General features: G+C 34.6%; 9 protein-coding genes. 2 read left to right on the top strand and 7 right to left on the bottom strand.

Features of this window, described 5'->3' with window-relative positions:
- Positions 1-68: 68 nt before the first annotated feature.
- The 6 genes from AMD00_RS11240 to AMD00_RS11265 form a co-directional block, all read right to left on the bottom strand.
- Positions 69-1439 (bottom strand): MGH1-like glycoside hydrolase domain-containing protein, encoded by a 1371-nt coding sequence (locus AMD00_RS11240; protein WP_053417162.1) that lies wholly within the window; start codon positions 1437-1439, stop codon positions 69-71.
- Between the two features lie 82 nt (positions 1440-1521).
- Entirely contained in the window at positions 1522-2565 is a 1044-nt protein-coding gene (locus AMD00_RS11245) for a LacI family DNA-binding transcriptional regulator (protein WP_053417163.1), read from the bottom strand.
- A gap of 92 nt (positions 2566-2657) precedes the next feature.
- Positions 2658-4424, bottom strand: a complete 1767-nt coding sequence (locus AMD00_RS11250; protein WP_053417164.1) for a glycoside hydrolase family 36 protein — start codon at positions 4422-4424, stop codon at positions 2658-2660.
- 75 nt (positions 4425-4499) lie between these two features.
- A complete protein-coding gene (locus AMD00_RS11255) occupies positions 4500-5396 on the bottom strand; it encodes a carbohydrate ABC transporter permease (protein WP_053417165.1) in 897 nt (298 codons plus the stop codon).
- Between the two features lie 16 nt (positions 5397-5412).
- The gene (locus AMD00_RS11260; protein ID WP_245639504.1) at positions 5413-6393 is read right to left on the bottom strand and encodes an ABC transporter permease; all 981 of its coding nucleotides are present in this window, start codon (positions 6391-6393) and stop codon (positions 5413-5415) included.
- 84 nt (positions 6394-6477) lie between these two features.
- Positions 6478-8121: a type 2 periplasmic-binding domain-containing protein gene (locus tag AMD00_RS11265; protein ID WP_053417166.1), complete on the bottom strand. Its 1644-nt coding sequence runs from the start codon at positions 8119-8121 to the stop codon at positions 6478-6480.
- 872 nt (positions 8122-8993) lie between these two features.
- On the opposite strand from AMD00_RS11265, the gene AMD00_RS11270 reads away from it, so the two are divergent.
- On the top strand, positions 8994-9332 hold the full coding sequence (locus AMD00_RS11270) for a tyrosine-type recombinase/integrase (protein ID WP_053417167.1): 339 nt from the start codon (positions 8994-8996) through the stop codon (positions 9330-9332).
- 152 nt (positions 9333-9484) lie between these two features.
- Here the strand turns inward: AMD00_RS11270 and AMD00_RS11275 are convergent, their stop codons facing one another.
- Complete coding sequence (locus tag AMD00_RS11275) at positions 9485-10468, bottom strand: tRNA dihydrouridine synthase (protein ID WP_053417168.1); 984 nt, start codon at positions 10466-10468, stop codon at positions 9485-9487.
- Positions 10469-11786: 1318 nt separating this feature from the next.
- Here AMD00_RS11275 and AMD00_RS11280 point away from each other — a divergent pair.
- A complete protein-coding gene (locus tag AMD00_RS11280) occupies positions 11787-11987 on the top strand; it encodes a cold-shock protein (RefSeq protein ID WP_053417169.1) in 201 nt (66 codons plus the stop codon).
- Positions 11988-12164 lie beyond the last annotated feature (177 nt).

Below are 12164 nucleotides of genomic sequence, written 5' to 3' on the forward strand. Positions count from 1 at the left end.
TTCCACCTAGTTAATTCTATACTATAATGAATTTATAAATATAGATAACTAAGCTTTCACCTCCATCCCTATATAGCACTTGCACATATCGTTTCCCCTTCATTCACCGTTACGATAGCAAAAGAAGTTACTACTCCATCCAAACCATATTCATGTTGTAGATCAACCGTTACGTTGTTAATCAAACATTGCTCCTTTTTATATGGAAACTGGACTTTCCATTTTAAAGCTTTACCGGAACGATTCGTTAAACCTGTTTCTCGATTAGAGAGATGAGAAATATCAAGTACATTATTTAAAATAGGCACATTCCTCATTATTGCCCACTCTAGTTCATTCGGTAATCGAGACATAGTTGTTATTTCAGTGTCACCATTTGCTGAAATTCCCATCATCCCTGTTGCAATCGAACCAATCACGGCATAAGAAACCTCTGGATATTCTCTTCTAATTAAACTAGGGTCTATTAATTCTAGCAATATAGCATAGGCTTCCTCATTGTCCCCATTTTTATAATAAATCTCTGGGAAATAGGATTTTCCTTCTACATTAACAACACCATTCTGTTTTACGTCTTTTAACGCAAGTTTTAATTTTTCCTTATCAGAAACAAGTCCAAAATAAAGCGGTAAAAAATTGGCTATATCATAATAAGACTCATAAAATTCTCCATTTTGTAACAGTGCACCATAGAATCTGGATGATTTTTCATTCCACCAATCGTTCTGATATATTTTTTGCAACTGTGTCGCTTTTTCTTTATAAACTTTTGCCAATTGATGGTTGCCTTTTAACTCATTGATTTTCCCAAAAGCACTATAACCTGCATATTGTGCAGAAATTAAATCTCCTGCAATAAGCGGCTGTAACCCATCTTCATTATAAGAGGCAATACCACGTCTTCCATACTCAGGATAATGTTCCATTAACCCATCCTTGTCTTTATCCCAAGCTCGTACATATTCATTAATTGTTTTCTCATAAAATGTTATGAATTCAGGATTATTGAGGTACTCTGTATCGCCTGTCCAAAGGAATTGCCGATAACATGCGTCTAAAACATCAAAATTAGCAGGAAGATTGTACCAAAAGTCAGAATCACATCGATAATCTACAGAGGCTGGGGTATTTTCCTTATAAATTTCCCAGTAACTGCACCAATCTCTCTCACTAGAAATTCCCGCTGCAAATTTAGATAACATATTCTTTGTATGATTCTGAAGCCCTAGAATGGAAGCACCTGTACTTTGATGTGCTACATCACGCATACAAAATGCAGCTCTTCCTGGCAAAGCAGCTTCATACCACAATCCAACTGTATCTTCACCATTATGGGCATAGGAAAGCGCTTCTTGTTTTGCCCACGTAAATCCTTTATTTAGAAAAAGAGAAGAAGATTCGAATTCTACCTTTCCTATTGGCTTTTCCATATTATTCATTTATAGTCCAACTTTCTTAGTAAGAAGTCAAATGCGGTAAATTTCTGACTACCTAACCTAATTCGGGTGGTTAGAAAAAATCCTATCTATTATTTTCAAATTTATTTACAGTGCTTTGCCGAATAATAAGCTTTGTAGGGACGACTAATTTCATGGAAACTTCCCTCCCATTTAACTTTTCATCCAATAGTCTAACTGCGGCTTTTCCCATTTCATTAGAATACACTTTTATTGTTGTTAGTGGCGGAGTCATATATTGGGCAATTGTAATATCATCAAATCCTACGATGGACACTTCATTTGGGATACTTATGCCAGCCTCCTCAAGAGCTCTGTATGCACCAATAGCCATTGGATCACTCGCTATAATAAACGCAGTAGGCAGACAATTATTGCTTATGGCTTTTTTCATTAACTCATAACCAGTTTGTGTAGTAAAATTGTCCCCAATATAAAGATGGTCTTCATTAAACAACCCTTTGCTTTCCATATATTTCCGGAAACCTTTTAGTCGTTTATCCATCTGCTTTGATCCAGCTTTTGACCCGAATTGATGTAAAAAAACCGTTCCCCCGATAAACCCTATTGACGCATGGCCATTTTCCAGCAGATGGTCCAGTGCTTTATATGTCGCTTTTTCAAAATCAACAATCACAGAATCAAACACTTCATCATTTGGGGAATAATCAACAAATACGATATTTTGTATTTGTACGAAAAACGGATTTAAAAAATCAAAATCTATTTTTCCAATCACAATTAAAGAATCTAAACCATTCAAGCTTTCATATGAATCATAATTAATCCATCGAATAACTTTTGAAATTTCTAAACCATAATGATATAATTCCTGCTCAACACCTTGACGTATAGATAAGAAATAAGGATCTTCATCTTCTACCTTTTCTGAACAATAAATGATCAGACCAATTTTCATATCTTTAAGTTCATGCTGCTTTTTAACGCTCTTTCTTTGAGGTAAAGTATATTGAAGCTTTTCTGCAACTTCGTTCACTTTTTTTCTTGTTTCTTCTGTTACTGATAAGGAAGAATCGTTGTTAAGTACTCGTGATACAGTAGATGTTGAAACATTAGATAACTTAGCAATGTCTTTAATTGTCGCCATCCAAAAACCTCTTTCTCTTTATAACCCAAATTTTCAGTTAATCTTTACTAAATTAATTACTATCATAGCAAAGACCTGATGAATCGACAATTTTATCCTTTTTTTATCATAAGGATGCCTGATTTCTGCACATGCAACCGATTTAAACCAGCGGGTAATGATAAGAATTGTTTCTTTACTAAATGACCACAGCAATCATATATTTCTAAAGTGTGATCCATAATGTCTTCTTCTAAGTCCAGTACAAGTTCTTCTTTTAAAGTGCCATTCACAATAATTAAATTTGACACACTTGATTTTCCGCTCTTTACAACAACATCCCCATAGACTGCAATAATCTTTGTCACATCATTTTCTGCACTTACTATAGGATATAAAAGTTCTGGTGCTTCGGCTTTTAATTTACCGTTCAATAATACATCTCGGTGTTCCTTCCAAAAACCTAACCAATATTTAGCCATCTCTAAATGACTATGAGATAAGTTTTCAAAGCGCATCGAAAATTGCGGTACACCGAATAAGACATTGATTAGCTGTAAAGCAGCACTTTCTACGGTATCTTTTTTATTCCACATAATCGGGTCGGAATGAACCGCTGTACTACCTGAGAATAAACGCAAATCAATAACACCAACACGATTAGTAAGGGCATCATTAGGACAATCGCTTACACGAAAAATATTACCGTAATTTCTCATATGTGGGCCAATATATCTTTGTCTAAACTCAATCATAATACTTGGTTTGATGACTCGAAGCCTTTCCATAACATCTGTTAACAACCGATCTACAGCTTCTTGAACAGATTCAAAATCCCGATTTTCATCTGGCTCTAAAGCCTTTTCATTTGCTCTTCTTACGTCGAAATTATCTATAAAATCAAATTTAAACCCGTCTATATTCCATTCCTTTAAAGCAGTTTCATATACGGAAATGAGATATTCTCTTACTTCTGGATATCTAGGATCAAGCACTCCTGCTTGGAGAGATTCCTGAAAATATAAAATTTTATTGCGAAACTGATCCCAGACTTTAGCATGCTTCCCGACAAATGGAACACTATACCACAATAAATATTTCATCCCCATAGCATGTACTTTCTCGACATGTTCCTTCATATTAGGTATTTTACTTGCTGCAACCACCCAATCACCACAATAAGCATACCCACGCTGATTGTCTTCGGTTTGCCACCCATCATCAACAATAACAGCTTCACATCCAAACTGTTTAGCAAGCCGGGACTGTTCTTCAATTGCATGATCCGTTACATTTTGGTGAAAACTATACCATGTACAATACATAGGGAGTTTAGATTCTTCCGGAACAATAGATGGTTTATTATTTTCGATCGTTTCATACCATTTGGACATCTCCTTAATTGCTTCATAATAAGGAATGTCCCTTGTGTCAATTCGAATCGTTGCATGATATTGCTTCATTTTTTTTGTCTGTTCAGTGAATAATGTAATTTGACATTTAATTGTCCCATTTTCTTCATGTACTCCAAGATTAAAACCCACTGTTTCCATCGCTTTAGAATAAGCAACCGAGAGACGATTTTTCCCATCCTGGCTATAAAAGCAACCAACAGGTGCAGAAACGGTTCCTTTTGAGGAAAATCCACCATCCCAATCTACTCCAAAACTTTTACTGCGACCTGAACCAGGATGCCAATACGATTGAATATCTATAATGGGATAATGCCAAATAAGATCGACTTTCGGAAAATGAATGAATTCCTTTGCATCAATTTGAACATTCACATAGGTAATATCATTTATTTTATATTCCTCTAGTTTTACATCCACAATCGGATCACAAACTGCTTCTATTTTAATATTTTGTTGTGTAAGCATAGCGCTCCCTCTTTTCTGTTAAATTAATTTTTTTACGAATTAAAAAACAAAGAATATTTTTTATGCTATATCTGATTATTCTTTTACTGACCCTAATGTAATGCCTCCAACGAAATATTTTTGTGCAAATGGATAAACAAAAATAATCGGCAAGGTAACAAGAACCGTAGTAGCTGCTCTTAAGGTAATCGGAGAGATATTTCGGTATTTTGAATAAGCTAACTGTAAATCTTGAACTTGTTGAATGGCTTCTACCTCTAATAGTAATCTACGTAAATAAACTTGTAAGGTATCCCATTCTCCACTTGGGTTATAGATAAGAACATCAAACCATGAGTTCCAATGACCCACTGCACTAAATACCGCAATGGCAGCAAAAACGGGAATCGACATTGGGATCAAAATCTGAAAGTAAATCCGCAATTCACTACAGCCATCCATTCTTGCAGACTCAAAGATGGAATCCGGAAGGTTTTGTATATACGAAGCCATAAGCAGCATAAAAAATGGACTAAAAAGAGCTGGCAGCCAATACACTGTAAATGTATTAGATAAGCCTAATTTCATGAAAAGTAAATATGTTGGGATTAACCCTCCGCTAAAAAACATCGTGAAAACAAATAATAGTCTCATAAACTTACGACCTGAAAAATGCTTAACGGAGACGATATAAGCTAACAGTCCCGTACATAAAACACCTGTAACGGTCCCCACTACAACACGTAAAATAGATATGCCAAACCCTTTAAGTAAATCTTCATTTTGAAACAATACCTTATATGAATCTAACGAAAATTCTCGTGGCCATAAATAAATACCACCTCTTGCAGCATCTACACCATCGTTCAGTGATAGTGCAATTATATTAAGAAAAGGAAATAACATTATAGATGCAAAGCCTATCATCAATACTAGATTCACCTTATCAAAAATCTTGCTTCCTACGCTTTCTTTAATAAACCCTTGCTTCACGCTCTCACCAGCTTTCTTAGTACACTGAAGTATCAAAAAACTTTTTACAGAATTTATTTGCGCCAACTAATAAGATAAGCCCGATAATTGACTTAAATAATCCTACGGCAGTCGCATAGGAATAGTTACCTAACTGAATTCCATATCGGTAGGAATAAGTATCAAAAACTTCCCAATATTCCCTCGTTTGAACATTCCCAATTAACAATTGCTGTTCAAAACCAGCATTCAAAATTCCACTAATTCCCAAAATCATCAAAATGACAATAGTAGGTCTTATACCTGGGATAATGACATGCCAAATCAGACCAAACCGCCCAAGTCCATCCATTTTTCCCGCCTCGTACAACTGAGAATCAACACCAGCAATGGCAGATAAATAAATAATGCTTGACCAGCCTATCCCTTTCCATATATCAGCTCCAGTAATGACCCCCCAGAAATATTTTCCTTCTCCAAGAAAAGAGACAGGACGATCAATTATTCCTATACTCATAAGGAATTGGTTAAAAACCCCTTCATTTCCTAATGTAACAAAAACAATACTTGCTACCACTACCCAAGACATAAAGTGCGGCAAATAGGATACGGTTTGTACAAATTTTTTAAACCGAGTATATTTTAATTCATGTAATAACAAAGCTAATAAAATCGGTGCAGGGAAACCAAAAACAATTCCAAGCCCACTTATAACTAATGTATTTCTTAACACCATCCAAAAATCCGGCGATTGGAAAAATTCAATGAAATGTTTGAAACCTACCCAATCACTGTCAAGAATAGCTCTCCCTGGTTCATAATCGATAAATGCCATAATCAAGCCATACATTGGATAATAGGCAAATAACAGCACCCACAATATAATTGGAATACAAATCAACCAGAGCTGTTTTTCTCGAAGAAATGTGTTTTTTATTCTCTTTACGCCTGCCATCTTTTTTTCACTAGATATGTTGGATTTTGGAACCACTTCGCCTTTTTCTGGCATTATGTTCATACTATCCCCCCCGGTGTCACTTTTTATCAATCTCAATTTTTGTTTGAGAGATAAAGAGGCCAATACCTCCTTCTCTCTCTATTTTTACTTCCAATTCTTCAGTCTTTCCTTGTAAACTTTTGTCTTGTACTCTTCAATCTCATTTAAACCAGCCTTATTTACTTTTTCACGTAAATCTATAAATATTTTTTCAGCCATTTCTGGACTATTCGCCTGAACTGCCTTTGATATTCCTGTGTTAATTAACGTATTAATTTGTTCTTCTTTCACTGCAAGCGGATCATTAAGAGGGACGCTGATTGCTTTTAGCGTATTATCGAAAATAGTATCTTTTAAGTTTTCGTTTAAATCCCTTTTCCATTCAGCTTCATTATTAAAGTTTTGATCATACCACCAGTTTGTTTCATCTTCCATCATCCCTTGGTAGGCAACTATTGCATATTCACCTTGACCAGTCAAAAAACCTTTATCATAATCATATTTTCCGTTTATCAGCTCATTCTTTCTCTCTTCTACCCAGGTCCATTCTCCGGACTTATTGCCCCAAATAGAAATTTCCTCGTTCGGAACACCCCAACCCAATAGCTTATTTCCCATATCACTAAATGCAAAATCAAGGAATTTAATAATTTTTTCAGGATCCTTAGCCTTATCTGTAATAATTGTTCTAGAAGAACCAATCGTATTCTTTGGTGATAGGTAGGCTTGATCAACACCAGGTGCCTTTAGGCCAATTTGTACATAATGGTCATCAGGTTTCCAATTTTTATCTGTTTTCTGCCATACCTCGTGTCCTGCATTCCAAGAATGCCACCAAGGTCCAATAGACCCAAAAACTCTCTTATTTGAAAACATTTCTTTCCATTGGTCAAAATCATTTATAAAACTATTAGGGTCTAATAACCCCTCAACTTGAAATTTGTTTAAATACTTGGTTAGTTCAATTCCTTCTGGTGTATTGATCCAGTGAGTCAAGTTACCATTCTCATCTTCTTTAAAGCCGTCTTTTAAGCCCCATGCACCGGCTAAAACTTTATAGATATAGCCAGTTTTCCAATTCTCACCAGATAATGCATATGTTTTTTGTCCATTTTGATTTACTGGTGTTTTAGCTTGCATCTCTTTCAGTAGATCAAAATACTCTTCAGTAGATATTGTTTTAGGCTTTCCTATTTCTACCCACTTTGCATATGGAATATTAGCTGAATAATCCGGAATAGGGAGATAACCCCAGTAATTTGGCAGTCCATATAATTTACCATTCTTATCCAAGTAACGTTTATACGTATCTCCTAATTTCTCTTTAATAGTAGGGGCATACTTATCAATATATTCTGTTAAATCAATCGCCCGTTTTTGATTTTTCCATTTTTCAACCTCTGCAGGTGATAATCCGGTAATCACTTCAGGGTAATCATTCGAAGCAAGCATGAGATTAAGACGTTCCTTAGGGTCTGTTTCTGTTACTTTCTTATTAATTTTCACATTAAACTGCTCTAGAAGAAATTCATTTAATAGTTTTGTATTTTTTTCTACATCTTTAGGATTTAATTGGCCAGCATAATATGAGAATTCTAATGTATACTTTGGCACAGTCCAACCAAACTCATTTTCCTTCCCAGCATTTGGATGCGGCTCTCCAGAGGAAGCCGTCTCATTATTATTACACCCTGCTACTATTGAAATAAATAATAGACCAACAAGAAACAAAGAAAAGTATTTTTTCATTTCTACACCTCTTTAGTAATAGTAAAAATCTCTCTAAAAATTTCCGTTTATCATAGGCAAAAGTAATCAACGACTAAAAGTGGATCATAGCAAGAATTTATCTCCCTCTTTTTACCTGAAAAATCCTGCTTAGATTAAAATAGTATAATCATTCATTTTTTATTTTTAAATTACCTTCTTTCTCTAGTAGGAATAAAAAGCGCTTACATTTCCCAAATAGAATTTCTGATTTCCATCATGATGTTTAGTAAACTAATTCAAATAATTTCAGGAAACTTTAGTAAATTATATTCTATGGATATATTATCAGGAATATTCAGAAATTTCAATATACTTCTTCTTGCCAATCCATTAAATTCTTTGGAGGAGGACCAAGGGGACGGTTCTGGTGACTTTTTGTTCTATTGATAATTACACTAAACCCTCATCAATCGGCACTTATTTAATCTATTCGGAGGCTAAAATTTTTGTAAGTTAATTAAACGTTTGATTAAATTGATGTATCTCCAATTGATATCAATGTTTCTTCTCTTCATTTCAACAAATAATTTACTAATATTGAATTTACATCTGGTTCCACTCAGCCAATTTTACCTACACTACTCCTAAACCGACAAACCCAACAAAATATCCTTCAGAAAAACTAATTAATCGTTTGATTAGATGTCGGGAAACGTGCAGTAAAAGGAATAAACCCATTTGGCAGCTAAAAATTTTGTAAGTTATTTAAATGTTTGATTAAACATAGCTCTGTCCCTCATCGATGGTATTTGATTATAGGTACAGCAGGAGGAAAGATGAATCTTCAGCCAAAGGAAAGATTTAAATTGAGGGTTAAAAAGGAAGCATGATAACGTTTATCAGCTTCCCTTTTGGGTGAAAATTATCTTGATGAAGGGTTTATTTTTGCTAAGAAGGAAAGACAACCAGTCTATCCGATTTTTATTAAAACCGTTGAAAACAGAATGGCTCGATTGTTAACTTCAGCCGGAGTAAATAAAGAACTTACACCAAATTCCCTTCGTCATACACATACGTCGTTATTAGCAAAGGCTAAAGTAGGATTAGAAGAGATTATGGATCGTTTAGGGCATTGCGATGATGAAACAACGAAGAACGTTTATCTCCACGTAACGAAAGAAATGAAAAAAGAGGCTTCTCATAAATTTGGTCAATTAATGAGAAGCCTCTATTCAGTCCAGAAATGTTAGCATTTCACTTTCATCTTACATAAAACCTTTATATAGCAAGGGTTCAAGCCGCTTATTACATCATACCGCCCACAAAGGAACTTGAAACTGAATGAAATAAGTACATATGAGTTGATGTAATTAATTTTTTCTCTATCTTTTTAAAATTCACATCATTTCAATATCTCCGTCTCATCAATATTCTTTCCAAAGTTATCAAGCAATGCACGCACTTCATCTGTTGATTTCGTGTTCATCAATTGATTTCTTAATTCAGCAGCTCCAGGGAATCCTTTGACATAAATTTTGAAAAAGCGATGAAGCCCTGTAATTGAACGTGGTAATACTTCCGCATATTGATCTTGAAGGTCAAGCTGCAGTCTTAATAGATCAAGATATTCTTTACTGCTATGCTCTTTTGGCTCTTTTTCAAAAGCAAAAGGATTTTTAAAAATACCTCGCCCGATCATAACACCATCAATCCCGTATTGTTCAGCAAGTTGCAGCCCAGTTTGACGGTCAGGAATGTCTCCATTAATTGTTAGTAACGTATTTGGTGCGATACGGTCACGTAATTTTTTGATCTCCGGAATTAGCTCCCAATGCGCATCTACTTGGCTCATTTCCTCTCTTGTACGTAAATGAATAGAAAGGTTCGCAATATCCTGTTTAAAAATATGCGTTAGCCACTCCTCCCACTCATTTATATCCTTAAAGCCTAGTCGTGTCTTCACGCTTACAGGCAGTCCGCCCGCTTTTGCCGCTTGAATAAGTTCTGCCGCAACGTCTGGACGTAAAATAAGACCACTACCTTTTCCTCTCGATGCCACATTCGGTACAGGGCAGCCCATATTAATATCGATGCCTTTATATCCTAGCTCTGCCATGCCAATACTCATTTGACGGAAATATTCGGGATTATCCCCCCATATATGTGCCACCATTGGCTGTTCATCTTCTGTAAAAACCAAACGGCCTTGCACACTTTTCATGCCCTCTGGATGACAATAGCTATCCGAGTTTGTAAACTCTGTGAAAAATACATCCGGTCGACCGGCTTCACTTACTACGTGACGAAAAACAACATCTGTCACATCTTCCATTGGTGCAAGTACAAAAAATGGTCGTGGTAAATCACGCCAAAAATTATCTATCATTTTAAACTCAAATCCTCTCACTATGGCTACAACTTCAAACTCTAGGTCAAAAAATATAAAGCCAAATGTTCCACTTCTTTTACACTTATATCATGTTTAATAACTTATTATCAAACACAAGTACATTTGGAATTTAATAAATTTGTGAAAATCGGCAATGTTTATTTTAACGCAAATCGATCCTGAATGGTATTCTTATCATAAAAAAGCAGATGATATAGATTTTTTCTATATCATCTGCTTTTCTATTATACCAACTCCATGCGACCACTTCACAATGTGGTGAATGTAGAGCGTGTTACAATATTACTTTACACATTGTAGAAATGTTTACCATTTGTATATCTAAACATTACACCTTTTATTAAGTTGACCTTATTGTCAAATTAAGGATGTCTTAAACCATCTTTCACAATATCTTTCATAAAATCATCAAATACTGAATAAGTATAAATTCCGAAATAATCACTCTTCCTCTATTATTATCAACTGATACACCTGTAGCTGTTAAACAGCCTATTAAATATTTTTCTGCTTCATTTGTTTCATTAAGATCTTTGTCGACTAGAGAAACAAAAAAATAAATGTTAGCATTTCACTTTCACCTTACAGATACTCATTATCTTATGAAAAGCAGGATATTTCTTCAGTTTCAACACGCTTACATGGCCTGAAATGTACTTAGGTGAGTTATTAGTTTTAAAATGGTCCGATATCGATTATAATAATGCTACAATAAGCATTTAGAAAACTCTGTATAATCCGAATAGAAATACTCTTAAATACGAAATTACGACACCAAACACCAAAGGATCTATAAGAGTTATCGATATTGAGCCAGAACTTATTGTGTTATTAAAAAGCATTATGGAGTGCAAAATCGCTTGAAATCGACAATTGATTTAATTATTACAAATTAGATTTTGTAAGTTAGGTCCAACATACTTTGGCTATCCTTATCATTTGAAAACCGTAAATACTAGAATGCAATCAATACTTAGAATAATAAGCATTTAATAACACCTTCTTTTAGACATACTCACACTTCTTTATTAGCTAAGGCTAATGTTCCACTCAACCTAATTATGGCTCAATTAGGGCATGAATCTGATGAAACTACAAAAGAAAGTAGCTTCAAAAAAATTCAGTGAGAAATCTCTAAGCTACATGATAATTTTCATTATAGTCATCAATACTTTAATAATATTCTTAAAAACCTTGTCATATCAAGGTTTTATGAATACTCTTCCATCAATTCGCATATAATATGTGATGGATTTCATGCTTGAACATTCTGTTTCATTTGGGAGGAACCTACATGCAACAAGGAAAAGTAAAATGGTTCAATAACGAAAAAGGTTATGGTTTTATTGAGTACAATGATGGTGAAGATGTATTCGTCCATTTCACAGGCATCCAAGAGGAAGGTTTCCGCACATTAGAAGAGGGACAAGATGTTAGCTTCGAGATTATTGAAGGTAATCGAGGCCCACAAGCAGCAAACGTAAATAAACTATAGTGAGCACAGCTATTCTACAAGTTTAACTTGAGAATAGCTTTTTTTATTGTGTGTAATTTAAGAACCTCTTATTGCATTCATAAAGTTTGAATTTGATATTTATTTAATAGTAACTTTATTATGTCATTTCCATATTTGATATTATGCTGTATAAACTGGTTTAAAATATCGATAAGC

Source organism: Viridibacillus arvi (genome assembly GCF_001274945.1).
Taxonomy (GTDB): Bacteria; Bacillota; Bacilli; order Bacillales_A; family Planococcaceae; genus Viridibacillus; species Viridibacillus arvi.